The sequence below is a fragment of the Hansschlegelia sp. genome (genome assembly GCF_035538955.1).
Taxonomy (GTDB): domain Bacteria; phylum Pseudomonadota; class Alphaproteobacteria; order Rhizobiales; family Methylopilaceae; genus Methylopila.
The window spans coordinates 157,964-184,157 of the sequence record NZ_DATLJK010000016.1 but is presented as its reverse complement, the minus strand read 5'-3'; the positions used below and the strand labels follow the sequence as shown (position 1 = coordinate 184,157).

Below are 26,194 nucleotides of genomic sequence, written 5' to 3'. Positions count from 1 at the left end.
GATGAAGCCCTCGCGGCCGGCGGCGTAGATCCGGGTCCCCATCGTGGCGACGCCGAGCATCACGTTCAGCCGGAACAGCAGGGTCTCGACCGACGGCGTCACATAGACCGCGTCCGCCCCGAGCGCCTGCAGCGCCGCCTCATGGCCCTGGCCGGCCGAGCCCGCCGGACAGTACAGGATCGCGGTCCGTCCCAGCGCCTCAGGCGCCGCGCCGAACGCCGCCAGCGCCGCAAGCGCCCCCTCGCCCTCCGCCGCCACCAAATGCCGCCGCGCCGCGCCGTCAACCCGCAGACCGCCATAAACCGGACGGCTCTTTATCTCGGAAACCAACACCTCAGTGCCGTCCGTCGAAGAGGGCGTATAGGGAAGGCGCCATCAATCCGATCCGCTCCGAACGAAGTTGATCCGAAATAGTCGTCGCGCGTTGCTGCTCCCGTCTTGCGGCAGAGCCCTGCATCGGCGATTGATGATCTCCGTGCGCTCCAGCGACCGCAATAGTGCCGACTGTCACCATCAGCGCTTCGAGCGAAGCAGGGGGTAATCGTATGGACGATCGCCAGACCCGGCTGACTTCGGGCGCCTCTGTCGCGCTGATCGCCCGGCCGGAGACCCTCTGACAGATGACCGGCGCCCGCGCTCTGCCGGACCTGCCCCGCATCGACGACGCGGCCTGGCATCGGATCGCGGGCGAGGTCGTCAAGTCGATCGGCTCTAAGCATTTCCATCGCGAGCTGATCAAGCTGCTGGAAGCCACCATCCGCAGCGAGGCGGTCTGGATCATCCGCTATTCGGGTCAACGGCCGCCGGACGTCGTCTACACCCACAACGTGCCGGAGTCCGTCCGCAACATCTACGACGCGCGCTGTTCGTCGGTCGACCCGTTCTCCAAGCGCTGGAACGCGCAGCGTCAGGGCGGCGTCTACGCGCTGTCCCAGCTTCGCGACGAAAGCGCGGACTATCTCACCTACACCAAACGCTTCCTCACGGCGGCGAAGATGGACGACGAGCTGGGCGTCTTCCTGCCGGAGACCGCGCACAACTGTTTTGCGATCTTCCTCGAGCGGCAGACTGAACACTTCAGCCAGGCCGAGATCGATCGCATGAAGCTGCTCTACCCGGCGCTTGCGAGCTTTCATCGCGCGCATCTCGGCTGGATCTTCAACGAGCTCGCCTATGGCGACACGCCGGAAGCTTTCGGACTGCCCGATCAGCCGACCCTGATCCGCGATCTCGCCGGCGAGACCGTCTATGCGAGCCCGTCGTGGCAGCGCCTCGAGACGCTGACGCCGGCCCTGCTTGATCAGGTCAAGCGCGCCGCAAAGAGCGGGCGGGCGGAGCTTGCGGTCGGCTCCATGGTGCTGAGGCTCGAGGAGCTCGGCGCGGATTTTCCGCTGGCCCCCGGCGGCAGCATGTTCGTCGTCGAACATCGAGCGTCCGAACAGGCGCCGCCGCCCGTCGCCGAAGAACTTTCGCGCTACACAAGGCGGGAGCGCGAGATTCTGGAGTTCACCCTCAGGGGGCTTTCGACCTCGGGCATCTCCGAGAAGCTCGGCATCAGCGCAGGCACGGTGAAGAACGCCAAGATCCGCATCTATCGCAAGGCGAAGGTTTCGACCGAGCGCGCGCTGGTGCAGAAATACATGGCGCTCAAATCGTAGATGCCGGCCGTGGCGAAACGCGCGATGAAGACCTTCGGCAGCGAAGCCTGGTTCTCGGCGCTCGCTGCGCTGACCGCCTCGCTCGGCTCCGATTCATTCCACCGCCGGCTCGTCGAGGCCTTCGGCCTGCTCATCCCGCACAGCGCAAGCTGGATCATCCAGTATTCGCGAGGCGCGGCGCCGAACGTCATCTTCACCAAGGACGTGCCGGAACGCGTGCTGAACCACTACAACGCCAAGTGCCGGCTGATCGACCCGTTCTCCGCCCACTGGGCGCTCACCGAGCAACCCGGCGTCAAGACCCTTCGCCAGTTCGAGGCCGCGCGCGGGGAAGTCGACGCCACCGAGTACAGCGCGCTTTTCAAGCCGGCGGCGAACATCACCGACGAGCTCGGAATCTTCTTCTCGACCGTCGGACACGCCTCGATCGGCGTTTTCCTCGAGCGCGAGACGGGATTCTTCCGGCCGGGAGAGGTCGAGCTGGCGGAGGCGGTGTTTCCGCTCCTCGACGGCTTCCACGCCGCCCACAACGGCCGCCTGTTCGCCAAGCTGCGCCGTCCTGGCGGGCTTGGCGACGATCAGCTCGCAGACCGGCCGATGCTCATTCGGGACCGCCGGGGCCTTGAAATCATGTCCACGCCGGCCTGGCGAAGCGCGGTCGCAAACGGCCGTTCGATCGAGCGCGCCCTGAAGGCCTGCGAGGTCGGCCGGCCATCCTCGTTCGGACCCTTCATCCTCAAGAAGGAAGTGCTTTCCGACTACTTCCCGCTCGCGCCAGGCGGCGCGATCTATATTCTGCTCGACGAGCCGCAGAACAGAAATTTGCAGGGCGGAACCGAGGACGCCGCCGTGCTTGCGCGTTCGCTCACGCCCCAGGAGGCGGCGGTCTTCCAGTTCATCATGACGGGAACGTCGACGGGTGAAATCGCCCAGCGGCTCGCGATCAGCAAACGCGCCGTGCTCAACTACCGCGTGAAGATCTACCGCAAGGCCGGCGTCCATTCGGAGCGGGCTCTCGTGCAGAAGTTCGGCGCCGCGACGGCCCCCGCGCCCGCCCCGTAAGACCGGGCCCGTCCCCGACGGGGCGCGGCCGCTTCCGCAAGGCGCACGGCCACGCCGCGCCCGCCTTGAGGCGCCCCGGGCGCCATCGTTCATCCCCCTCATGCCGGAGCTCCCGACCGCCACGCGATGTCGGCGCGGCTTGACATGGGCGTCATGCCGGACCACCCTCGATCACATATGGTGAACCATGTTCACCTGTGGTGAACAATGACCGACGCACCAAGGCGCCATCTTCAGTCGCTGAACATGTCTCTGGACGTGCTGGAGCTGCTCGCCGAGGCGGCGGGGCCGCTCAGCATGGCCGAGATCGCCGCGCGGCTCGCGCTCGGCAAGGCTACGGTTCATGGGGTGCTCTCGAACCTCGAGGCCCGCCGCTATGTGGAGCGCGTCAGCGGCCGCGGCGGCTATCGGCTCGGCCAGCGGGTCTGGGAGCTTGGGGTCGTGGCCGGCGAGTTCATCGAGCTGAAGAACATCGCTCATCCACATCTCGTCGCGCTGACCGAGCTCAGCGGCGAGAGCTCGCAGCTCTCCGAATATCTCGGCGGCGACGTGATCTATCTCGATCGCGTCGAAAGCTCGAACCCGGTGCGCGCCAACATCCATATCGGTCGCAGGGCGCCGGCGCATGCGGTCGCGACCGGAAAGGCGCTGCTGGCCTTCCAGTCCGAGGCGGAGATCGAGCGGGTCTGCGCCGGCCCCCTCGTCGCCTACACGCCGAACACCAAGACCGACCCGGACGCCCTGCGCGCCGAGCTCGCCGAGGTGCGGGCGCGCGGCTTCGCGCTCAATCCGGGCGAGTATCGCGGCGAGATCATCGGCGTCGCGGCTCCGATCCGCGACCACACCGATGCGGTGGTCGCGGCGGTGAGCGTCTCGGGGCCCGCCTACCGGTTCTCGATCGGGGACGCCATGGCGCTGGCTCCGAACATCCAGGACGCCGCCGCCGAGATCTCCCGCAAGCTCGGCCACCAGACACACAAGAAACTACGGGCCTGAAGGCCTTTTAGGAAACGCGCATGCTGATCGGAGAACTGCTGGCCGCGAGCCGGGACGACAAGGCCGCGATCATCTTCGAGGGACAGCCGATGTCCTATTCGGAGCTTGAGGACCTCGCCAACCAGTTCGCGCATCTGTTCGGCCATCTCCGGCTCGAGACCGGCGATCGCGTCAGTCTACTGGTCGGCAACGAGCCGCTGGTGGTCGCGGCCTATTTCGGCATGTTCAAGTCGGGCGTGATCGCAAACCCGATCAACAACCGCCTGACGGCAGAAGAAGCGGCTTTCGTGCTCGGCCATTCGGGCGCGAAGCTGGTCATCACCACGCCGGAATATCTGCCGCTCACCGTCGAGGCGACGGCCGGGCTGGAGCAGAAGCCGGCAATCCTCCTGCTCGGCGCAGACCCGGCGGGCGCGACGCCCGCGCCGGTGCTGCGGGACGCGCTGTTGTTCTCCCAGCCCCGCACGCCGCGCCGGGTCGAGGGGCTGAACGAGACGACCCCAATCCTGCTGATCTACACCTCCGGCACCACCGGACGGCCGAAGGGCGTACTGCTCAGCCACGCCGCCGTCTGGGCCGACGGGCTGGCGCTTTCACAGGGCTTCCGGCTCGACGACAGCCACGTCGCGCTCTGCTTCATGCCGCTGTTCCACTGCAACGCGTTGATCGTGAGCCACCTCGCCGGCTTCATCGCGCATTCGACGATCGTGCTCTGCCGCAAGTTCAGCGCGCGCGAGCACTGGCGGCTGGTCGCCGACCACGGCGTCAAGAGCTTCAGCGCGCCCCCGACGGTGCTGGCGATTCTGCTGGAGCGCGAGGCGGAGGCGCGCGACGCCGGCGTGAAGCTCGATTTCGTCAAGACCGGCTCGGCGCCGCTCACCATCGAACTCGCGACCCGCTTCGAACGGCGGTTCGGGCAGGACATCCTGGTCGAAGGCTGGGGCCTCACGGAGGGCACCGCCACCAGCACGCTGAACCCGCTCTATGTCGGCGGCCGCCGCAAGATCGGCTCGGTCGGTCAGGCGCTTCCGGGTCAGGAGATCGCAGCGTTCGACGAGGCTGGCCGCCGGCTCGCGGCGGATCAGGTCGGCGAGCTTTCGATCAAGTCGCCGACGCTGATGCTCGGCTACTTCCGCGACGAGGAGGCGACCCGCAAGGCGCTGGTCGACGGCTGGCTTCGCACCGGCGACCTCGGCAGGGTCGACGCCGACGGCCACGTGTTCCTGGTCGGACGCAAGAAGGAGATCATCATCCGCGGCGGCGAGAACATCTCGCCGCTCGAAGTCGAGGAGGTGATCTGCCGCCATCCTGCGGTGCGCGACGTCGCCGTCGGCGGCATGCCCGACCGGATCTGGGGCGAGATCGTCGTCGCCTGCGTGGTGCCCTCCGGCGAGGTCACGGCGGAGGAGATCATCGGCCACTGTCGCGACAACCTCGCCGACTTCAAGGTGCCGGTGCGGGTGGCCTTCGCCGAGGACCTGCCGCGCAACGCCACCGGCAAGATCCTGCGGCGCAACCTCAACGCCATGTTCCAGCCTCTCGAAGGAGCCCAGCCATGAAGCAGGCCACGCTTGAGGACGCCGCGCGACTGGTCCGCGACGGCCAGACGGTCACGATCGGCGGCACGCTCTCGCAGCGCATTCCGGCCGCGATGGTGCGCGAATTGGCGCGCGCGGGCGTCAAAGGCCTGCACCTCATCAAGCCCTCGCCGGGCTTCGACGCCGACGTGCTGGCGGCCGCCGGCGCGCTGGCGAGCGTCCGGGCCGGAATGACGACGCTCGAGCAGCCCTTCGGGATGGCGCCGAGTTTCCGCCGCGCCGCCGAGGCCGGAGAGGTGAAGGTCATCGAGAACGCCTGCCCGGCCGTGATGGCGAGCCTGCAGGCCGCCGCCTTCGGCCTGCCGTTCCAGGCGGTGGCGGGTCTCGACGGCAGCGAAGTGCCGGAGATCAGCGAGTTCGCGCGGGTGAAGGACCCCTTCACGGGGGACGACGTCTGGGTGGTGCCGGCGGTGCGACCCGACTGGGCGATCCTGCACGTGCACGAGGCGGATCTCCGCGGCAACGCGCGGATCTACGGCACGCCGGTCTGGGATCGGCTGATGAGCCGCGCGGCGAAGCGCGTCATCCTGACGGCCGAGAAGATCATGCCGACCGAGCATTTCGTGGCGCAGCCCGAACTGACGGTGGTGTCGGAGCTGTTCGTCGAGGCGGTGGTGCATGCCCCGATGGGCGCTTGGCCGACGGCGGTCTACCCGGACTACGACATCGACGAGGCGGCGATGCGCCGCTACCTGCAGCTCAGCCGGACCCCGGAGGGCTTCCGCCAGTATCTCGACGACACGGCCGCGCAGGACCACGCCAGGATCGAGGCGGCGGCGTGAGCGCGGCCTACGCCCCGGCCGACATCATGGCGTGCGCCATGGCGCGCCAGATCCGCAATCACGAGATCACCTTCGTGGGCGTGAACTCGCCGCTGCCGCTCGCCGCCGTCGAGCTCGCCCGCCGCCATCACGCGCCGCTCGCGAACTTCGTCAGCGTGGGCGGCGGCGTGAACCCGAAGGTCGAGCGGATCATCGCCGCGACCTCGAGCGCGGAGCTCGGCCGCGGCTCGGCGTCGATCTTCGACAATCAGGAGGTCTACGGCCTCAACGGTCGCGGCGGCATCGACCTCACCTTTCTCGGCATGGCGCAGGTCGACGCCAGCGGCCGGGTGAATTCGAGCTATGTCGGCGACCGCGACCAGCCGAAGGTGCGCTTCCCGGGCGGCGGCGGCGCGCCCGCGATCCTGCCCAAGGCCAAGCGCGCGATCCTCTGGCGCGCGGGTCACTCGAAGAACATCTTCGTCGACAAGGTCGAGTTCGTGACCTCCCAGGGCAATCTCGAGCGCATCGTCACGCCGCTCTGCGTGTTCCGCTTCGAGAACGGCGCGCTCCGGCTCGACAGCATCCACCCGAACGTCACGCGCGAAGAGCTCGCGGACAAGACGGGCTTCACCATTCCCAACCTCGCGGACGCGCCGGTGACGCCTGCGCCGACCGACGAGGAACTCGCGATCCTGCGCGCCATCGATCCGGACAACGTCAGAAGGATCGAATTCGGCCCGCAGTAACCAGTCACGCGAGTCCGCGCAAAGACGGGCCGCGCCAAGTCCAGGGAGGGACCTCATGACGCCCCGCCGTCACGCTCTGAAGAAAGCGCTTTCGAACGTTCTCGCGACCGCAGCGGTCGCGGCGGCCATTTTCGGGCTGCCGCGACCCGCGGCGGCCGAGGACGAGCTGGTGTTCGCCGGCTTCGGCGGTTCGCTGCAGAAGGCCCTGCAGGCGACCGTCATCCCGGCCTTCGAGAAGAAGTACGGCGTCCGGGTGATCTACGTCACCGGCACGTCAAACCAGATCCTCGCCAAGGTGAAGACGCAGCGCAGTCGGCCGCAGATCGACGTAATCTGGGCGAACGACACGACCCACTACCAGGGCAAGGCGGACGGGTTGTTCGCCAAGCTCGATCCCGCCAAGGTCCCGAACCTCGAAGACCTCTACGACTTCGCCAAGGACCCGGACGGGGTCGGCGTGGTGATGGGCATCCAGGCCCTCGGGATCGAGTACAACACCGACGTCTTCAAGGAGAAGGGCTGGGAGCCGCCGACCTCTTGGGCTGATCTCTGGGACGAGAAGTACAAGGGCCACGTCGTCGCCTACAACATGCCGATCGGCTACACGAACCTGCTGTTGGGCAAGATCGCCGCGATGAACGGCGGCTCCAGCGAACAGCTCGACGCCGCCTGGGACAAGTTCAAGGCGCTCACGCCGAACGCCCTCGCCTTCGTCGACCCGCCGGCCCAGATCGACGCCCTGTTCGGCACCGGCAGCGCCTGGATCGGTTTCAACGGCAGCGCGCGCGTCCACGATCTCGCCGACCAGGGCGCGCCGGTCGCGATGGTCCTGCCCAAGGAAGGCGGCATCCTCTACCCGCAGCAATTCGACATGGTGGAAGGCGCGCCGCATCCGGACCTCGCGCACAAGTTCATCGACTTCACGCTGAGCCCGGAATCGCAGCAGCAGATCGCCAAGACCATGCTGCTCGGCCCGGTGAACAAGACGGTCAAGCTCGAGCCCGCCGTGGCCGAGAAGGTCCCTTACGGCGCCGAGGAGGTCGAGAAGCTCGAGCATCTCGACATCTCGGCGATCAACAAGAACCTGCAGGCTCTCACGGCGCGGTGGACGGCGATGGTCGGGAGCCGATGAGATGAAGCCTCATCTCGAAATCAGCGGCGTCACGAAATTCTATGACGCGTTCCGAGCGGTGGACGACGTGTCGTTCGCGGCGTCGCCGGGGGAGATCGTGGCGCTGCTCGGGCCGTCGGGCTGCGGCAAGACCACGCTGCTCAACGTCATCGCCGGCTTTTTGAAGATCGACGCCGGCGCGATCTCGGTCGACGGGCGCGACCTGTCCCGCGTGCCGCCGCACCGGCGCGACATGGGCATGGTGTTCCAGAACTACGCGCTGTTCCCGCACATGACGGTCGAGAAGAACGTTGCGTTCGGGCTGAAGATGCGCGGCGTCTCCCGCAAGGAAATCGGCCAGCGCACCCAGGAGGCGCTGGAAATGGTCCAGCTCGGCCATGTCGGCCAGCGCTACCCCAAGGAGCTCTCCGGCGGTCAGCAGCAGCGCGTGGCGCTCGCCCGCGCGCTGGTGGTCCGGCCCTCGGTCCTGCTGCTGGATGAGCCGCTCTCGAACCTCGACGCGCTGCTGCGCAAGACGATGCGCGAGGAGATGCGGCAGATCCTCAAGAAGGCCGGCATCACCACCATCCTGGTCACGCATGACCAGGAGGAAGCGCTGGTGACGGCCGACAGCATCATCCTGATGACCGCCGGCCGGGTCGAGCAGATGGCGACGCCGAGCGAGCTCTACGAGCGCCCGCGCACGGTGTTCTGCGCCCGCTTCATGGACGTGACGAACCTGTTCGAAGGCCGGGTGGTCGGCAAGGAAGCCGGCTTCTCGGTCGTGGACACCCCGCTCGGCCGGCTTCAGGCGGAGGGCTGCCTCAGCGAGGTCGGGCAGGCGGTGACGATCGCGATCCGTCCCGAAAACCTCTCGGTCGCCGCGAATGACGGCGAGAACCGGGTCCGCGGCGTGATCGTGCGCGAGAGCTATCACGGCGCGGTGCGTCGGCTCGACGTCGAGGTCGGCGGCTGCATGATCGTGGCGCACGTGCCGGTCCGGCGCTGCGTCAAGGGCGTCGGGGAGGAGCTCGAACTGTCCTGGCCGGCCGACCGCACCCGCATCCTGCCGGATGAGGCGGGCGAGAGGTCGTCCGCGCCATCCTCGCCCCGCGCGGTCGCCGCAGAATGAACGTCGCGGCCGGAACCGTCCCGCTCGTCCCGGCGCGAAGCCGGGTCGGCATGAACGCCTGGGCGCTGCTCGTCCCCGCGATCCTGGTCTATGCGGTCCTGTTCGTCTGGCCGCTGCTCGGCTCGTTCTGGACCAGCCTCACTCCGGAGGGCAGCCTGTCGCTGAAGTCCTACCAGGACTTCTTCGTCGACGAGTTCAACCGCTCGGTGCTGTGGCGCTCAATCCGCATCAGCCTGCTCACGACGGTGATGACGCTGATCATCGGCTATCCGGTCGCGGTCTATCTCTCGCAGGGCTGGCGGAAGGGGCGGACGCTCGTCGTCTTCATGGTGATCGCGCCGATGTTCGTCAGCGCGGTGGTGCGCTCCTACGGCTGGATCATCATCCTCGGGCCGAACGGCATCCTCAGCATGGCGCTCGCAAAGCTCGGCCTGCCGCCGACCGCCGGCCGCCTGCTCTACACCGAGACCGGCGTGGTGGTGGCGCTCACCCATGTGTTCCTGCCCTTCATGGTGATCGCCCTCACCGGCTCGCTGCAGCAGATCGACCCGGCGCTGGCGCGGGCGGCGCGCAATCTCGGGGCGAACGGGCTCGAAGTGTTCCTCAGGGTGACGTTTCCGCTCACTCTGCCGGGCGTGACCTCGGGCGCGATCATCGTGTTCTGCCTGGCGGCGAGCGGCTTCGTGACGCCGGCGCTGATCGGCGGCGCGGCGGTCCCGGTCATGCCGTACCTCGTCTACAAGGAGGGACTGCTGGTGCTGAACTGGTCGTTCGCGTCCGCCGTGGCGGTGATCCTGCTGGTCGCGACCGCCCTGATCACCGGGGTCTACACGCTGCTCGCCGGCCACCGCAGCGGTCGGAGGGCCGGCGCATGACGACCGCCGACCGGCTGCTGACCGTCTACGTCACGGTGATCTCGGCGCTGGTGATGGCGCCCATCGCGGTCGTGCTGATCGTCGCGCTCAACACGACCAATTTCCTGAGCTTCCCGCCCGCCGGCTTCAGCACGCGCTGGTTCGCGCAGGTGATGAGCGAACCGATGTGGCGGGATTCGCTCTGGCTCAGCCTGCAGATCGGCGCGGCGGTCGCGATCCTGTCGACGGCGCTAGGCGTCGCCACCGCGCTCGGCCTGCGCGCGGTCAGCAACACATGGTCGAGCGCGCTCCAGACCTTCTTCCTGTCGCCGCTGATGCTGCCGACCGTGGTGATCGGCCTGGCGCTGATGCAGTTCTACCAGTCGGCCGGGATCCGGGCGTCGCTCGTGACGGTCTCGCTGGGGCAGGTGCTGATCGCCGTGCCTTACGTGATCCGGCTGACGCTCGCGAGCTTCGCCGGCGTCGACGTCCGGGTCGAGCGCGCGGCCGCGATCCTCGGCGCGTCGCCCTTGCAGGTGTTCTGGCAGGTGACGTTCCCGCTGATCCGACACGCGGCGCTCGCCGGCGCGCTGTTCTCCTTCATCGTCTCGCTCGACGACGTGAACATCGCGCTCTTCCTGTCGGACGTGCGCACCACGCCGCTGCCGGTGCAGCTGTTCAGCTACATCGAACAGAACGCGGATTCGGTCGGCGCCGCGGCCGCTTCGGTTCTCGTCCTGCTCGCCTGCCTCGCCGTCCTGATCTGCGACCGGCTGGTCGGAATCGAATGGCTGTTCGGGATCGAGCGCAAGTCGCGCTGAGCGGCGCGGAAGGCCGCCCGCACGGACTTCCGGCCCCGGCCTCGCCCCGCTAGGCTTCCGTCGGAACGGGCGTCTGGCGGGCGGATGATCGCTCGGCCGGGTCCTGACAGGCGGAGCGGGATCATGGCGGGCCGGACGGAGGTTTCGCGGCGCGAGCGCGAGCTCACGCTGCGCGGCGTGGCGCTCGGAGCGCTGATCACCGTCGTCTTCACCGCCGCCAACGTCTATCTCGGCCTGAAGGTCGGCCTGACCTTTGCGACCTCGATTCCGGCCGCGGTCATCTCGATGGCCGCGCTGCGCGCCTTCCGCGGCGCGACCATCCTCGAGAACAACATCGTCCAGACGGTCGCCTCGGCCGCCGGCACGCTGTCGGCCATCATCTTCGTGCTGCCGGGCCTCGTGATCATCGGCTGGTGGACGGACTTCCCCTATCTGACGAGCGTCGCGGCCATCGGGCTCGGCGGAATTCTCGGCGTCATGCTGTCCGTGCCGCTGCGGCGGGCGCTGGTGACCGGCTCAGACCTCCCCTACCCGGAGGGGGTCGCGGCCGCCGAGGTGCTCAGGGTCGGCGCCGGCTCCCGCGAGGGCGCGGAGGAGAATCGGCGTGGCCTCAGGATGCTGCTGGCCGGCGCGCTCGCTTCGGCGGCGTTCGCGATCATCGCGAACGCCAGGCTGATCGCGACGGAGGCCGCCGTCTTCTTCCGCCTCGGCGCAGGCGCGACCTCCGTCTCCGCCAGCTTCTCGCTCGCGCTGATCGGCGTCGGCCATCTGGTCGGCGTCTCGGTCGGCCTCGCGATGTTCGCCGGCATGCTGGTCAGCTGGGCGGCGCTGGTCCCGATCTTTACCGCCATCCACGGCGTGAGCGAGCCGCTCTCGGGGGTCGTCGGCCAGACCTTCCGCAACGACGTCCGCCTGATCGGAACCGGCGTCATCGGGGCCGCGGCGCTGTGGACGCTTCTCAAGATTCTTGCCCCGGTCGCGAACGGCGTCCGCGCGGCGCTCGCGGCCGCCCGGATGAGGCGGCGCGGACAGGGCGACCAGCTTGGCCTCGCCGAGCGGGACCTGCCGATCGCGGTCGTCGCCGGCGTCGTCGCGCTTGCGCTCGCGCCGATCGCGGGCCTGCTGTTCGGCTTCGCGGCCGACGGCCCGATCGCCGCAAATCCCTGGCCGATCGTCGTCGGCTCGGTCGTCTACGTCCTGATCGCCGGCGCCGTGGTCGCGGCGATCTGCGGCTACATGGCGGGCCTGATCGGCTCCTCCAACAGTCCGATCTCCGGCGTCGGCATCCTGGCCGCGCTCGGCGCCGCGCTGCTGCTCGCAGGCGCCTATGGCGCAGGCGGAGAGCCGGCGCGCGTCCAGGCGCTCGCCGCCTATGTGCTGATGACGACGGCGATCGTGTTTGGAGTCGCGACAATCTCGAACGACAATCTGCAGGACCTGAAGACGGGACAGCTGGTCGGCGCGACCCCATGGCGCCAGCAGGTCGCGCTCGTCCTCGGCGTGGTCTTCGGCGCGCTGATCATCCCGCCGGTGCTGAACCTGCTCAACGCCACCTTCGGCTTTTCGGGCGCGCCGGGCGCGGGGCCCGACGCGCTCGCCGCGCCTCAGGCGACGCTGATCGCGGCGCTCGTGAGAGGCGTGCTGGGCGGCGACCTCGACTGGAGCCGGATCGGGATCGGGGCTGCGATCGGCGCCGCCGCCATCGCGCTCGACGAGGCCCTCGGCCGCGCCGGCCGGATGCGCTTGCCGCCGCTCGGCGTCGGCATGGGGGTCTATCTGCCGATGTCGATCACGCTGCTGGTCCCGATCGGCGCCGGCGTCGGCTGGCTTTATGGGCGATGGGCGGCCGGGGCTGCGAACCCGGACCTCGCCCGGCGCATGGGCGTGCTGATGGCGACCGGGCTGATCGTCGGCGAAAGCCTGTTCGGCGTGGCCTTCGCCGGGCTGGTGGCCGGCATGGGCGAGGAGGCGCCGCTGGCGCTGATGCCCGAGCACCGTTTCGCCGCACCCCTCGCCGCGGCGACGTTCGCCGGCGTGATCGCCCTGCTCTACGCCGCCGCCCGCCGCGCCGCCGACCGCTGAGCCCCCCAAGGCGCGCCGCCTCACCGCGATCGCGCAGCCGGCGCGACAGTCCGCGCAGGAACCGGCGCGGGCTCTGCATTGTTGCCTACGCATCCCGGCGCCCCGACGACGCCTCCCGCACATGGAGACACCACCATGGCCACCACGGTCGGCGACTATTTCTGGGAGCGGCTCAAGTCCTGGGGCGTCACGCGCGTCTTCGGCTATCCGGGCGACGGCATCAATGGCCTGCTTGGCGCCCTCAACCGGCGCGGCGGCGACATCGAGTTCATCCAGGTGCGCCATGAGGAGATGGCGGCTTTCATGGCCTCGGCGCACGCCAAGTTCACCGGCGAACTCGGCGTCTGCCTCGCGACCTCCGGCCCCGGCGCGTCGCACCTCATCACCGGGCTCTACGACGCCCGGCTCGACCACATGCCGGTTCTGGCGATCGCGGGCCAGCAGGCGCGCACGGCGGTCGGAGCGCATTACCAGCAGGAGATCGACCTCAAGTCGATGTTCAAGGACGTCGCCGGCGCGTTCTGCGAGCAGGCCATGGTTCCCGGCCAGGTGCGCCATCTGATCGATCGCGCCTGCCGCATCGCGATCGGCGAACGGCGCGTCACGGCGCTGATCTTCCCCAACGACCTGCAGGAGGAGGCTTACGAGGAGCCTCCGCTCGCCCATGGCGCGGTGCAGTCCGGCGTCGGCTATTCGCGCCCGAAGGTGACGCCCTACGAGCACGATCTGCGGCGCGCCGCCGAGGTTCTGAACGCCGGCGAGAAGGTCGCGATGCTGGTTGGCGCCGGCGCAATGCACGCGACCGACGAGGTCGTCCAGATCGCGGAGCTGCTCGGCGCGGGCGTCGCCAAGGCGCTGCTCGGCAAGGCCGCCGTGCCGGATGACCTGCCTTACGTCACCGGCTCCATCGGCCTGCTCGGCACTCCGGCCAGCGCCAAGCTGATGGAGGGCTGCGACACGCTGCTGATGGTCGGCACCGGCTTTCCCTATTCCGAGTTCCTTCCGGAGCCCGGCAAGGCGCGCGCCGTCCAGATCGACCTCGAGCCCGGCATGTTGTCGCTCCGCTACCCCGTCGAGGTTCCGCTCGTCGGGGACGCGGTCGAGACGCTGCGGGCGCTGATTCCGCTGATCCGCGCCAAGCAAGACGGCTCCTGGCGCGGCAAGGTCGAGAAGACCGTCAAGGAGTCGTGGGAGACGATGGAGAAGCGCGCGCTCGCGCCGGCCGATCCGGTCAATCCCCAGCGCGTGTTCTGGGAGCTCAGCCCGCGCCTGCCGAACGGCGCGATCCTGACCTCGGACAGCGGCTCCTGCGCCAACTGGTACGCGCGCGATCTGCGGATCCGCCGCGGCATGATGGCGTCGCTATCCGGCGGCCTCGCCTCAATGGGCGCCGCCGTCCCGTACGCGATCGCGGCGAAATTCGCCTATCCGGGCCGCCCGGTGATCGCGATGGTTGGCGACGGCGCAATGCAGATGAACAACATGGCCGAGCTCATCACGGTCCAGAAATACTGGCGCCAATGGGCGACGCCCGGCTTCGTCGTGATGGTGCTGAACAACCAGGACCTCAACCAGGTCACCTGGGAGCAGCGGGTGATGGAGGGCGACCCGAAATTCGAGGCGACCCAGATCCTGCCGGACGTGCCCTATCATCGCTTCGCCGAGCTGATCGGCCTCAAAGGCATCTATGTGGACGATCCTGAGGCGCTCGGCGCCGCCTGGGACGAGGCGCTCCGGTCGGACAGGCCGGTGGTGCTCGAAGTCCGCACCGACCCGGACGTGCCGCCCATGCCGCCCCATCTGACGCTGAAGCAGGTCCGCAACTTCATGACCGCCTGGCCGAGCGACCCGAACGCGGGCGCGATGCTCAAGGACACCGCCCGCCAGGCGCTCGCGTCGGTGCTGCCCGGCTCGGACTGACGGTTCTAGTTCGGCCCGCCGACCAAGAGCGATGCGGGCCGCGGGGCGGGTACCTTCCAGGACGATGCGCGCTAGCTGATCCGGAAGGCGGCCTGGCGGCCGGCGTTGTGGGGTGATCGCCGAACGATGGCGCAGCTGTTCCGGCCGGGCGCGAACGCGATCCTGAGGGTGGCGCTGGTCTCCTTTGTCGCGGTCCCGGCCGCGGTCTTTGGAGGCGCGGCCGCCCTCCAGCGCACCTCCTACGTCACCGGACAGCACGAATTCGCCGACCAGCCGGTCCCGTTCAGCCACCAGCATCACGTGGCGGACCTCGGCCTCGACTGCCGGTTCTGCCACACGGGCGCGGAGACCCGAGCCTATGCGGGCCTGCCCCCGACCAAGACCTGCATGACCTGCCATTCGCAGGTCTGGACCAACGCCAAGATGCTGGCCCCTGTCCGCGACAGCTTCGCCGCGGGCGAGCCGATCGCCTGGAATCGGGTCAACGACCTGCCGGGCTACGTCTATTTCGATCACCACGTGCATGTTCGGAACGGCGCGCCCTGCGCGGCCTGTCACGGCGACGTCTCCAAGATGCCGCTGACCGCGAAGGCCGCTCCGATGACCATGCAGTTCTGCCTCGACTGCCATCGCGACCCCGCGACGCGCCTCGCGCCAAAGGCCCGGGTGTTCGACCCGCAGGTCTATGAGGCGATCGCGCAGGAGGACGCGAAAGCGATCCATCAGCGGGTGGCGCAACTGCCGGAGACGCAGGCGCTGACCGACTGCTCGGTGTGTCATCGATGACCGCGCTGGACCGACGCGAGGCGCTGCGGCTGATCGCGCTTGGCGCGACGGCGGCGCTCGCCGGCTGCGACGCCCCGCAGGAGACGATCCATCCGGCCGCCCATCCGGCCGAAGGCGAGACGCCGGGCGTCGTGCGGCGCTACCGCACCGCGGTTCCGTTCTGCGGCTATGGCCGCGGCGTGACGGGGCTCGTCGTCGACGGGCGGCCGATCAAGCTGGAAGGCTCGCCGGGCCATCCCGCGAGCCTCGGCGCGACCGATCTGTTCACCGAAATCTCGATCCTCGACCTCTACGACCCGCAGCGTTTGCGCGCGCCCGTGGAGCGGGGCGTGCAGACCTCGTGGGAGCTGATTTCGCAGGCGGTCGCGGCCCCGCTCGCGCGATCCGGCGGCGACGGCTTCCGGCTCCTGACCGGCCGCACGACGTCGCCGACGCTGCTCAGGCGCATCGCCGATCTCAAACGGCGGTTCCCGGCGATGCGGCACGTCAGCTACGAGCCGTTCGGGGACGACGCCGAGCGCACAGGCGCGACGCTCGCCTTCGGACGCCCGCTCGTCATGCGTCCGCGGCTCGCCGAGGCCGACGTGATCGTCGCGCTCGACGCCGATCCGCTCGGTCCCGGCCCGGACCAGGTGGCGCTCGCACACGGTTGGAGCGAGCGGCGCAAGGCGGCCGGCCCCGCGCCGCGGCTTTACGCGCTCGAACCTAGCCTCACGCAGACAGGCGTCGTCGCGGATCGGCGCGCGACCCTCCCGCCAGCCGCGATCGCGGCGGCCGCCCGCGCGATCTTCGCCGGCCTCTCGCATGACGCTCAGGCAGAAGCCACGCCGCCCATCGTGGCCGACATCCTGCGCGATCTGCGCGGCGCGCAGAGTCGTGCGGTCGTGCTCGTCGGGCGCGCGCAGGCGCCGGAGATCCATGCGGTCGCGGCGGCGATCAACCAGCGTCTTGCGGCGCCGGTCGACTGGATCGCGCCGGTCGATCCGGAGACCGCGCCGCACTGGCGGGCGCTCCGCGCGCTGCAGGAGGAGATCGAGAGCGGCCACGTCTCCACGCTTGTGATGATCGAGGTCAACCCCGCTTTGCACGCCGCCGGCTTCGCCGCGGCGCTCGGGAAAGTCGAGCGCACCGTCGCGGTCTCGGCGTTCGAGGACGAGACCGCCCGCGCCGCGCGCTGGACGCTGCCGCTCAGTCACCCGCTCGAAGCCTGGGGCGACCTGCGGGCGCCGGACGGAACCGCCAGCGTCGTGCAGCCGCTGATCCGGCCGCTCTACGACACCCGCTCGCCGATCGAGATCATCGACCTGCTGGAAGGCCGCTTTCGGCAGGGCGCGAATTACGACGCCGTGCGGGAGACTTGGAGGAAGGGCCGCGAAGACGGCTTCGAGGACTGGTGGGCGCAGACGCTGACGGCGGGCGTGGTGGCGGACTCCGCCGCGGCCCCGGAGCAGCCTGCGCCCGCCGCCGCGCCGCCGGAGGCGCCGCCCGTGGTCCGGACGGAAGGGCTCTCGGTGCGCGTGGCGCCGTCGCCTACTCTGTGGGACGGGCGCTTCGCGACCAACGCCTGGGCGCAGGAATGTCCGGACCCCGTCACCAAAGAGGTCTGGGGCGCGTCGCTCCGCGTCTCGAAGGCGGACGCAAGCCGCCTCGGCCTGGCGGACGGCGATCTCGTGCGGATCGGGGACGCCGGCGAAGCGGCCGTGAGGATCACGCGCGGCCAGGCCGAAGGATGCGCCACTTTGCTCGCCGGCTACGGCCGCGACACCGGCGGCCCGATCGCCGACGTCGGCGGCGCCAACGCCTTTGCTCTGCTCCGCCAGGGCGGCTGGACGAGCGGTCCGATCACGCTCGACCGAAGCGGCGAACGCCGGACGGCGGTTTCGACACAGGCCACCTTCGCGCTCGAGGGCGAGCTTAGCCGGCTATTTCCAATCCTGGCTCCGGGTGAGGCGACGCCGAAGCCCGAGGCGCTCGCCACCCTGCTGGACGTTCAGCCGAGCCCAGCGCCGGCGGCCTGGGGCATGGTGATCGACAATTCGGTCTGCATCGGCTGCAACGCATGCGTCGCCGCCTGCCAGGCGGAGAACAACGTCCCGGCGATCGGCCCTGACGAGATGGCCCGCAACCGCGACATGCACTGGCTGCGCGTCGACTTCTACGATCAGGGCCAGGACGAGGAGCCGGCCTTCGGCTTCGAGCCAATGCCCTGCATGCACTGCGAAACGGCGCCTTGCGAGCCGGTCTGCCCGGTCGCGGCCTCGGTCCACGACACGCAGGGGCTGAACGTGCAGGTCTACAACCGCTGCGTGGGCACGCGGACCTGCCAGGCCAACTGCCCCTACAAGGTGCGGCGCTTCAACTTCCTCGACTATGCGGAGCACGGTCCGTATGGCGGCGTGGACCAGAAGCCTCTGCGGGCGCAGCGCAATCCGGACGTCACGGTGCGGGCGCGCGGCGTGATGGAGAAATGCACCTATTGCGTCCAGCGCATCTCGGCGGCGAACCGCGTAAGCTCGGCGAGCGGCGAAGCGATCGCCGACGGCGCCGTCGTCACCGCCTGCCAGGCGGCGTGCCCGACCCGCGCCATCGCGTTCGGCAACCTCAAGGATGAGAGCTCCGCAGTCGCGCGGCTGAAGCGCGATCCCCGTCACTTCGCGCTGCTCGAAGAGCTCGGAACGAGACCCCGCACCACCTATCTGGCGCGGGTTCGCAACGCCGGGGAGAAGAGCGGTTGAGCGCGGCGGCGCGGCGATGGCTCGGCGAGCAGGTCGCCACGAGCGGGACTCTGACCGATCTCGTCTGCGCGCCTCTGGACCGAGGCTGGAGCAAGCGGTGGCTCATGGCCCTGCTGGGCAGCCTCGCGCTCGCCTTCCTCGGCGCGCTCGCGGTCGGGTATTCGCTGCTCGAGGGCCCGGGCGTCTGGGGCAACAACACGGCCGTCGTCTGGGGCTTCCCCATCGCCAACTATGTCTGGTGGATCGGCATCGGCAACGCCGGCACGCTGATCTCGTCGCTGCTGCTGCTCACGCGACAGAACTGGCGCGCCTCGATCAACCGCTTTGCCGAGGCGATGACGCTGTTCGCCGTCGCGATCGCCGGAATCTTCCCCATCCTGCATCTCGGCCGGCCGATGTACTTCTACTGGCTCGCCCCTTACCCGAACACGATGGATCTGTGGCCGCAATGGCGGTCGGCGCTGGTTTGGGACTTCTGGGCGATCCTTTGCTACCTGCTGTTCTCGGTGGTCTTCTTCTATGTCGGCCTGCTGCCGGACCTCGCCACCTTGCGGGACCGCGAGACGCTCGGCCGCGGCTGGCGCAAGATCTACGGGGTCGCGGCGCTCGGCTGGCAAGGCTCCGCCGCCCAGTGGCAGGCGCATGAGCGGCTGCACCGCGCGCTCGCCGTGATCGCGACGCCGCTGGTGTGCTCGGTGCATTCCATCGTCGGGCTCGATTTCGCGGCCTCGCTGATGCCGGGCTGGACGGAAGGGATCTTCCCGCCCTTCTTCGTCGTCGGCGCGCTGTTCTCGGGCTTCGCCATGGTGACGCTGATCGCGCTGGTCATCCGCCACGCGCTCGGGCTCGAGGCGATTGTCACGCCTGCGCATTTCGACGCCATGGCGAAGATCATGCTCGCGGCCTCGGTCGCGATGGGTCTGTCCTACGGAACCGAGTGGTTCACCTCCTGGTGGACCGGCGAGGCGAGCGATGCGCGCTTCCTGCGCTTCGCCTTTACGGGCCCGTACTGGCCGTTCACCGTCGGCATGATCCTGGCGAACGTGGTCGCCCCGCAGGCCTTCTGGTTCCCGGCCGCGCGCCGCAGCCCCGTGGCGCTCGTGTCCGTTTCGCTGGCGATCCTGGTCGGGATGTATCTCGAGCGGATCAACATCATCATCGATACGCTGTCGATCGGCTACGTCCCGAGCTTCTGGAAGCTCTACGCGCCGACCCTGGTCGACGGCGCGATCCTGGCCGGGACCGCCGGCCTGTTCGTGGCGCTCATGCTGATCGCGTCGCGCTACCTGCCGATGGTCTCGATCCACGAGAGCCGCCGGCTGGTCGCGGAGGCGTCGCGATGAGCCCGCTCGCCGTCGCGAGCTTCCTGCATGAGGCGGCGTTCCGCGACGCGGTGGCGGCGGCGCGCGCCGACGGGCGGCGGGTCGTGGGCTGCTGGTCGCCCTATCCGGTGGAAGGCCTGCCGGCGACAGACGCGCCGCGCGGGATCGTCGCCGCCGTGGTCGCGGCAGGGCTCGTGATGGCCGCCGCGCTGTTCGTTCTCGAGGGGTGGAGCGCGACGCGCGGCTACCCGTTCAACGAAGGCGCGCGGCCATTGATGAGCTGGCAAGCCTTTCTCATCGCGCCGATCGAGTTCGGCGCGCTCTCGGCCGCGCTCGGCGGTCTCGTGGCGCTGATCGTCAGGGCCCGGCTCACGCGCCTCAACGATCCCGCCTTCGACCTCGCCGAACTGGCCGGGGCGTCGCGAGACCGCTTCGTGCTCGCCCTCGCCTGCGCCGATTTCGAGGCGGCCGAGCGGACCGCGGATGCGCTGAGCCGCGCCGGGGCTGAGACCAGCCGGGTCGCCGCGCGATGAGAGGCGCGGCCGCCATTCTGCTCGTCGCGGCGCCGCTGCTCGCCGGCTGCGACCTCTCTATGTCGGATCAGCCGCGGCATGAGGCGGAGGGCTCGGACACGCTCTGGGAAGGCGGCCCGAAGGCGCAGGCCGCGCCCCCTGGAACCGTCGCGATCGACGCGATCGCGCGCGACGAAGCGCTCAAAAACCCGCCGGCGCCCACGCTCGCGCTGCTCGAGCGCGGGGAGGAGCGCTACGCGATCTATTGCGCGCCTTGCCATGGCGCGGGCGGCAAGGGCGACGGCGCGGTGGTGGCGCGCGGCTTCCCGGCGCCGAAGAGCCTCGCCGATCCAAACCTCAGCGCGATGCCGCCGCAGCATGTCGTCGACGCGATCAGCCGGGGCTTTGGGCTGATGTACGATTTCGCGGACAAGATCGAGCCGCGCGACCGCTGGGCGATCGCGTTCTACGTCAAGGCGCTGCAGCGCGCTGAGGCCGAGGAGCGGTCCGGCAGATGACCCGCTTCGCCCCCCATATTCTGGCGCTCGCCGGCGCAGCGGGCCTGGCGCTCACGGCGATCCTCGCGCCAGGCGCCGCGGGCGCGGGCTGGCGGGCGGCGGTCCTCGTCGCATCGTGCGCGCCGGTCGGCGCGGTGGCGCTGCTGATGGTGGCGCGGCTCGTCGGGGCCAACTGGGACGCCGCCCTGAAGCCGCTTCTGACGGGCCTCGTCATCCTGCCGTTCGCAGCGTTCGCCGTCACGCTCGACCAGATGCTCTTCCGTCCCGCCGGAGCCCATCTGTCGCTCTATCTCGGTCCCCTCGCCTTCTCGGCGCGCGCCGCGGTCGCGGTAGCCGTCTGGTGCGGACTCGGTCTGCTGATCGCGCGACGTCGCCTGACGCCGCTGCAGGCCGCGCTCGGGCTTGCAGCGCATGGGCTTCTCGTCAGCGCGGTCGCAGTCGACTGGATCCTCGCCGTGCGGCCAGGCCAGCCGGGCTCCGGCTTCGGCATGGCGCTCGCAGCGGCCCAGATCGCCGCGGCCGCGGGCCTTTCCGGCCTTCTGGGGCTCGGCGACGAGCGCCTCCGGAAGGACATGTCGCGCCTCGCGATCGCAGCCGCGCTCGGGCTGAGCTACCTGCTCTACGTCGATTACCTGATCGTCTGGTTCGGCAACCTTCCGGCGCGGGTCGGGTGGTATGTCACGCGGACCGGCGGATTCTGGGCGTTCTGGCCATTGGCCGCGCTGCTCGTCGGCCTGCTCGCCCCGATCCTGTGCGCCGGCCTGGTGCGGACGCCGGTCGCGCTGCGCGTCGCGGGCGGCGCGACGGCGCTCGGCGTGGCGCTCGCGCTTGGCTGGCTGGTTCTGCCGGCGGGCGGCCCGATCGCCGCCGCGGCGGCCGTCGCCGCGCTGGCCATCATGGCCGGCGGCGCGGCGCTTGCGGCGCGGAGGATCGGCGCATGAGCCAGAATGCGGGCAAGCGGCCGCTGGAGGGCTGGTCGGTGCGCGAACGGCCGGCGGTGATCGCCGGGCTTGCGGTCAGCCTGACGCTGCTCGCGCTCGTCGTCGGCGGCGTGACGCTCTACAACCGCTATGTCCGCGAACACGTCGCGTTTTCCACCGAGCGCTTCGCGGAGCCCCGCCTCGAGCGGCGTTCGCTCGCGCCGGCTGAGATCACGCGGCGCGCAGAGCGGCCGTCCGAAAAGCCCGATGTCGGTCGCGCGATGCGCGAGATCGTCGAGGAGGGCGCCAGATGATCCTCCGCCGCGTCACCCTCGTTCTGGCTCTGCTGTGCGCCGCAGGCCCCGCCGCCGCGGCGCTGGCGCCTTCTGAGCTGTCGAAGGCCGAGGCCGCGCCGCCGCCGGACGCGCGGCTGCCGGAGGGTCTCGCGTTCATCGACCAGGCGGGGCGGCCGGCGGCGCTCGGGCCCTCGGGGACCCCTACCCTGCTGATCTTCGCCGACTACACCTGCCGGCACGTCTGCGGCTCGGCCCTGACCTTGACCGCCGCAGCGATCGAGAGCGCCGGCCTCGCCCCCGGCCGCGACGTCCGGTTTGTCGTCGTCGGTCTCGATCCCAAGGACGGGCCGGCGGAAGCGAAGGCGATGGCCGACACGCGTCTCGCGGACATGCCTGAGATCGCGCGGGCGACGCTGCTGCTGAGCGGCGACCAGGAAGCCGTCGGCCGGCTGGAGCGCGCCTTCGGCTACCGGGCGGAATATGACCCTGAGACCGACCAGTTCGCCCATCAGGCGGCGGCGTTTCTGCTGACGCCCGACGGCCGGCTCTCGGACGTGCTCTCCGAGATCGCCATGACGCCCGAGACGCTTCGGGCGAAGGTCGACGCCGCGGCCGCGGGCGCGACCACAGGCTCCCCGGGCCTCGTGTCGCGCGCGATCTCGCTCTGCTACGGCTTCGCGGCCGCGCATGGCCTGCATTCGGAGGCTGTCATCGTCGGCCTGCGCGGCGCCGCGCTGGGATTCTGCGCGCTGATGGGCTTCGCGGTCTGGCGTCTCGTCCGGCGGAGGGCTGCGGCATGATGCCGGAGGAGGCCTCGACCATCGCGGCGCAGGTCGACTGGATCTTCTACGCGCTGTGCGGCGTCTCGATCGCCATCATGCTGCTGGTCGGGACCATCCTGCTCGGCTTCTCGATCCGCTACCGCCGCGGCTCGCCCGCGCCGCGGCCGCCGGTTTCGCAAAGCGTCACGGGGCGCTTCGAGCACAGCTGGACCTTCGGGGTCGCGGCGCTTGCCGTGTTCCTCTTCCTGTTCGCGGCCTCCGCGCAGGCGCCGCAATACGCGATCCCCAAGAACGCGATGGAGATCCACGTCGTCGCGAAGCAGTGGATGTGGAAGACCCAGCATCCCGGCGGAGCGCGGGAGATCAACGCCCTCCACGTGCCGGTCGACACGCCGATCAAGCTGGTAATGACCAGCCAGGACGTCATCCATTCCTTCGCCGTCCCGGCCTTCCGCATCAAGCAGGACGTCCTGCCCGATCGCCTCACCGCCACCTGGTTCGAGGCCAACAAGGTCGGGACGTATCACCTGTTCTGCACCGAATATTGCGGGACCGACCACAGCCGGATGATCGGGGAGATCGTCGTCCTGTCGAAGCAGGACTACCCGGCCTGGCTTGCGCGCCAGCCGCAGGGCGAGGATCTGACCGCGCAGGGCGCCCGGCTGTTCCGGGAGCTCGGCTGCTCCAGCTGCCACGGCGCCGGATCGAAGGTCGCGGCGCCGTCGCTCGATCGGCTCTGGGGCGCCACGCGCCAGCTCGCGGACGGGCGCTCGGCGGTGGTCGATGAGGATTACGTCCGGGCTGCGATCCTCGCTCCGCAGGAGCACGCGGGCCCGGGGCGCGTGGCCGAGATGCCGAGCTTTGCCGGAAAAGTCTCCGCCGAGGAGCTCAGCGCGCTCACCTCCTATCTGAAGTCGCTTTCGCAAGGACGGAGCTCGGCCCGATGACGGCGATCGATCTCGAGCGCGCGGCGAACGCGTCTCTGGCTCCGCGGCTGGCGAGCTACCTCACCGAGGGGACGACCGTCCGCTCGTGGCTGCTGACCACCGACCACAAGCGCATCGCGCTGCTCTACTTCGCCTCGATAACGGTATTCTTCTTCGTCGGCGGCGCGGCCGCAGTCGGCATCCGGCTCGAGCTGTTCACGCCGCGCGCCGACTTCTTCTCGTCCGACACCTACAACCGGCTGTTCACTATGCATGGCGTGGTGATGGTCTGGTTCTTCCTGGTGCCGTCGATCCCCGCGACTCTCGGCAACTTCCTGCTGCCGCTGATGATCGGCGCCCACGAGGTGGCTTTTCCGAAGCTCAACCTCGTCTCCTGGTATCTCTACATCGGCGGCGGCCTGTTCACGGTGCTGTGCCTGTTCCTCGGAGGCGTCGACACCGGCTGGACCTTCTACACGCCGTTCTCGACGATGTTCTCGAACTCCTATGTGCTGCTGGCGGCGCTTGGGGTCTTCGTCGTCGGATTCTCGTCCATCGCGACCGGCGTCAACTTCATCGCGACCGTCCATCTGATGCGCGCCGAGGGCATGACCTGGATGCGCCTGCCGCTGTTCGTGTGGGCGATGTACGCCACGAGCCTCGTCATGGCGCTCGCGACGCCGGTGCTCGCCATGGCGCTGCTGCTGATCATCGCGGAGCGCGGCCTCGGCATCCCGATCTTCGATCCGACGGTCGGCGGCGACCCGCTGCTGTTCCAGCACCTGTTCTGGTTCTACAGCCACCCGGCGGTCTACATCATGATCCTGCCGGCCATGGGCGTGGTCTCGGAGATCATCGCCTGCGAAGCGCGCAGGCGGATATTCGGCTACCAGGCGATGGTCTACGCGATGCTGGTCATCGCGGTGCTCGGCTTCCTCGTCTGGGGCCACCACATGTTCGTGTCGGGCCAGTCGCCGCTGGCGAGCATGATCTTCTCGTTCCTGTCCTTCGTGATCGCGGTGCCGTCCGCCATCAAGGTGTTCAACTGGACCGGCACGCTCTATCGCGGCCAGATCCGCTTCTCGGCGCCGATGCTCTATGCGCTCGGCTTCGTCGGGCTGTTCACGCTGGGCGGGCTCACGGGGCTGATGCTGGCCGCCGTGCCGGTCGACGTGCATGTCAGCGACACCTACTTCGTTGTCGCCCATTTCCACTACATCATGGTGGGCGGCGCGGTGTCGGCCTTCTTCGGCGGCCTGCACTTCTGGTGGCCGAAGATCACCGGCCGGATGTATTCGGAAGTGTTCGCCCGTTTCGCCGCGGTCGCGCTGTTCTTCGGCTTCAACTTCACCTTCTTCCCGCAGTTCATCGTCGGCTATCTGGGGATGCCGCGGCGCTATCATGAGTACGTCCCGGAGTTCCAGGTCTGGAACGTCATGTCGTCGACGGGCGCGGTGACGCTCGCGATCGCCTACCTCATGCCGCTCGTCTATCTCGGCTGGTCGCTGCTCTACGGTGAGCGCGCTTCGGCCAATCCACACGATGCGACCGGTCTCGAGTGGAGCACAGCCTCGCCGCCGCCGGCCCACAATTTTCTGACGCCTCCCAGGGTCGACGCCGAGCCTTACGCCTATCACGATGACGCCAAGGCGCCCGGCTACGAGAACAAGGCCGAGCACCCGCAGAGAGCCGGCGCATGAGCCGGCCCGCCGCCATCCTGAACGCGCCATGGGACGACCAGGCGCGCCAGCGCGAGGCGATGCGCTTCGGCGTCTGGCTGTTTCTTGCCGGGGAGATCCTGTTCTTTGGCGGCCTGCTGCTTGTCTACGCCGTCGCGCGCTACGTCGATCCTGAGGGCTCTCTCGCGGGAGCGCGCGAGACCGACGCGGCCTATGGCTTCGCCAACACCATCATCCTGCTGACGAGCTCCTGCGCCATGACGATCGCGGAGCGCGCCGCAAAGCAGGGCTTGGAGCGGGTCGCGTCAGCCGGGCTCTGGATCGCCTTCACGCTCGGCGCCGCCTTCCTTGCGGTGAAGGGCTTCGAATATCGCCAGGACCTCCAGGAGAACCTGTTTCCTTCGGGCCGCGCGTTCCGGCTCGATCAGGCGGGCGCGGCCCGGTTCTGGGCGTTCTACTGGGTCGCGACCCTCGTTCACATGGCGCACCTGATCGCGGGGCTCGGCTTGATCGGCCGTCTCATCGCGCTCGGCAGACTTGAGCGCGGCGTCGGACGCCGGTGGATGGCGGTCGAGGTGACGAGCTTCTACTGGCACTTTGTCGACGCGATCTGGATCATCCTGTTTCCGCTCCTCTACCTCGCGGGTAAGGGCGGATGACGAAAGAACAGAAGCGCTACGTGGTGCGCGCTCCGCTGATCGGCCTTGCGGCGCTGATCGGCCTCGTCAGCCTGAGCGCCGGCTGGGCCTATGCGCCGTTCGCGCCGGCCAAACTCGAGGTCTCGCTCGCCTGCGCCGCCTTGATGCTGGCGGTGGTGCTTGTGGTTTTCATGGAGTTCCGTCGCGCCGGCGCGCTGGTGCGGGTGACGGCGCTCGCAGGCTGCGTCTGGCTCAGCTTTCTGTTCCTGCAGACGCTCGGCGAGATCGCCAGCCGCTGAGCGCTCGGCCGCGATAGTGCGGCGCGGAACCAGTCCG

24 protein-coding genes and 1 pseudogene are annotated in these 26,194 nt (G+C 69.4%); 24 read left to right on the top strand and 1 reads right to left on the bottom strand.

The features are described from left to right. Positions 1-333: pseudogene (locus VM780_RS16035) on the bottom strand (hypothetical protein); the annotation flags it as partial. Positions 334-620: 287 nt separating this feature from the next. Here VM780_RS16035 and VM780_RS16030 point away from each other — a divergent pair. The 24 genes from VM780_RS16030 to VM780_RS15915 all read left to right on the top strand — a co-directional run bounded on the left by VM780_RS16030 (position 621) and on the right by VM780_RS15915 (position 26,157). Then, positions 621-1,658 (top strand): helix-turn-helix transcriptional regulator, encoded by a 1,038-nt coding sequence (locus VM780_RS16030; RefSeq protein ID WP_325449143.1) that lies wholly within the window; start codon positions 621-623, stop codon positions 1,656-1,658. 9 nt (positions 1,659-1,667) lie between these two features. After that, entirely contained in the window at positions 1,668-2,720 is a 1,053-nt protein-coding gene (locus tag VM780_RS16025) for a helix-turn-helix transcriptional regulator (RefSeq protein WP_325449142.1), read from the top strand. Between the two features lie 207 nt (positions 2,721-2,927). Beyond that, positions 2,928-3,716, top strand: a complete 789-nt coding sequence (locus tag VM780_RS16020) for an IclR family transcriptional regulator (RefSeq protein ID WP_325449140.1) — start codon at positions 2,928-2,930, stop codon at positions 3,714-3,716. Positions 3,717-3,736: 20 nt separating this feature from the next. After that, a complete protein-coding gene (locus VM780_RS16015; protein ID WP_325449138.1) occupies positions 3,737-5,275 on the top strand; it encodes a class I adenylate-forming enzyme family protein in 1,539 nt (512 codons plus the stop codon). After that, a complete protein-coding gene (locus VM780_RS16010; protein WP_325449136.1) occupies positions 5,272-6,096 on the top strand; it encodes a CoA transferase subunit A in 825 nt (274 codons plus the stop codon). The genes VM780_RS16015 and VM780_RS16010 overlap by 4 nt, the downstream gene beginning before the upstream one ends. Next, a complete protein-coding gene (locus tag VM780_RS16005; RefSeq protein WP_325449134.1) occupies positions 6,093-6,824 on the top strand; it encodes a CoA-transferase subunit beta in 732 nt (243 codons plus the stop codon). Before VM780_RS16010 ends, VM780_RS16005 begins: the two co-directional genes overlap by 4 nt. A gap of 55 nt (positions 6,825-6,879) precedes the next feature. Continuing rightward, the gene (locus VM780_RS16000; RefSeq protein WP_325449132.1) at positions 6,880-7,956 is read left to right on the top strand and encodes an ABC transporter substrate-binding protein; all 1,077 of its coding nucleotides are present in this window, start codon (positions 6,880-6,882) and stop codon (positions 7,954-7,956) included. Position 7,957: 1 nt separating this feature from the next. Continuing rightward, the gene (locus VM780_RS15995) at positions 7,958-9,067 is read left to right on the top strand and encodes an ABC transporter ATP-binding protein (protein ID WP_325449130.1); all 1,110 of its coding nucleotides are present in this window, start codon (positions 7,958-7,960) and stop codon (positions 9,065-9,067) included. Next, on the top strand, positions 9,064-9,942 hold the full coding sequence (locus VM780_RS15990) for an ABC transporter permease (RefSeq protein WP_325449128.1): 879 nt from the start codon (positions 9,064-9,066) through the stop codon (positions 9,940-9,942). Before VM780_RS15995 ends, VM780_RS15990 begins: the two co-directional genes overlap by 4 nt. Further along, positions 9,939-10,742, top strand: coding sequence for an ABC transporter permease (locus VM780_RS15985; protein ID WP_325449126.1), 804 nt, complete (start codon positions 9,939-9,941; stop codon positions 10,740-10,742). Before VM780_RS15990 ends, VM780_RS15985 begins: the two co-directional genes overlap by 4 nt. A gap of 123 nt (positions 10,743-10,865) precedes the next feature. Continuing rightward, positions 10,866-12,824, top strand: coding sequence for an OPT family oligopeptide transporter (locus tag VM780_RS15980; protein WP_325449124.1), 1,959 nt, complete (start codon positions 10,866-10,868; stop codon positions 12,822-12,824). A gap of 135 nt (positions 12,825-12,959) precedes the next feature. Continuing rightward, positions 12,960-14,744 (top strand): thiamine pyrophosphate-requiring protein, encoded by a 1,785-nt coding sequence (locus tag VM780_RS15975; protein ID WP_325449122.1) that lies wholly within the window; start codon positions 12,960-12,962, stop codon positions 14,742-14,744. Positions 14,745-14,870: 126 nt separating this feature from the next. Then, positions 14,871-15,530 (top strand): cytochrome c3 family protein, encoded by a 660-nt coding sequence (locus VM780_RS15970; RefSeq protein WP_325449120.1) that lies wholly within the window; start codon positions 14,871-14,873, stop codon positions 15,528-15,530. Beyond that, a complete protein-coding gene (locus tag VM780_RS15965) occupies positions 15,527-18,265 on the top strand; it encodes a 4Fe-4S dicluster domain-containing protein (RefSeq protein WP_325449118.1) in 2,739 nt (912 codons plus the stop codon). The genes VM780_RS15970 and VM780_RS15965 overlap by 4 nt, the downstream gene beginning before the upstream one ends. Continuing rightward, positions 18,262-19,608, top strand: coding sequence for an NrfD/PsrC family molybdoenzyme membrane anchor subunit (nrfD, locus tag VM780_RS15960; RefSeq protein WP_414652835.1), 1,347 nt, complete (start codon positions 18,262-18,264; stop codon positions 19,606-19,608). The genes VM780_RS15965 and nrfD overlap by 4 nt, the downstream gene beginning before the upstream one ends. Continuing rightward, complete coding sequence (locus VM780_RS15955) at positions 19,605-20,120, top strand: quinol:electron acceptor oxidoreductase subunit ActD (protein WP_325449116.1); 516 nt, start codon at positions 19,605-19,607, stop codon at positions 20,118-20,120. Before nrfD ends, VM780_RS15955 begins: the two co-directional genes overlap by 4 nt. Next, entirely contained in the window at positions 20,117-20,617 is a 501-nt protein-coding gene (locus VM780_RS15950; protein ID WP_325449114.1) for a cytochrome c, read from the top strand. The genes VM780_RS15955 and VM780_RS15950 overlap by 4 nt, the downstream gene beginning before the upstream one ends. Further along, positions 20,614-21,558, top strand: a complete 945-nt coding sequence (locus VM780_RS15945) for a hypothetical protein (RefSeq protein WP_325449112.1) — start codon at positions 20,614-20,616, stop codon at positions 21,556-21,558. Before VM780_RS15950 ends, VM780_RS15945 begins: the two co-directional genes overlap by 4 nt. Further along, on the top strand, positions 21,555-21,851 hold the full coding sequence (locus VM780_RS15940; RefSeq protein ID WP_325449110.1) for a hypothetical protein: 297 nt from the start codon (positions 21,555-21,557) through the stop codon (positions 21,849-21,851). Before VM780_RS15945 ends, VM780_RS15940 begins: the two co-directional genes overlap by 4 nt. Beyond that, positions 21,848-22,633, top strand: coding sequence for an SCO family protein (locus VM780_RS15935; protein WP_325449108.1), 786 nt, complete (start codon positions 21,848-21,850; stop codon positions 22,631-22,633). Before VM780_RS15940 ends, VM780_RS15935 begins: the two co-directional genes overlap by 4 nt. Then, positions 22,630-23,562, top strand: a complete 933-nt coding sequence (coxB, locus tag VM780_RS15930; RefSeq protein ID WP_325449106.1) for a cytochrome c oxidase subunit II — start codon at positions 22,630-22,632, stop codon at positions 23,560-23,562. The genes VM780_RS15935 and coxB overlap by 4 nt, the downstream gene beginning before the upstream one ends. Then, the gene (gene ctaD, locus VM780_RS15925; RefSeq protein ID WP_325449104.1) at positions 23,559-25,241 is read left to right on the top strand and encodes a cytochrome c oxidase subunit I; all 1,683 of its coding nucleotides are present in this window, start codon (positions 23,559-23,561) and stop codon (positions 25,239-25,241) included. Before coxB ends, ctaD begins: the two co-directional genes overlap by 4 nt. Next, positions 25,238-25,879 carry a cytochrome c oxidase subunit 3 gene (locus VM780_RS15920; RefSeq protein ID WP_325449102.1) on the top strand — a complete coding sequence of 214 codons (642 nt, stop codon included), beginning with the start codon at positions 25,238-25,240 and terminating at the stop codon, positions 25,877-25,879. Before ctaD ends, VM780_RS15920 begins: the two co-directional genes overlap by 4 nt. Continuing rightward, entirely contained in the window at positions 25,876-26,157 is a 282-nt protein-coding gene (locus VM780_RS15915) for a hypothetical protein (protein WP_325449101.1), read from the top strand. The genes VM780_RS15920 and VM780_RS15915 overlap by 4 nt, the downstream gene beginning before the upstream one ends. The last annotated feature ends 37 nt before the right edge of the window (positions 26,158-26,194 follow it).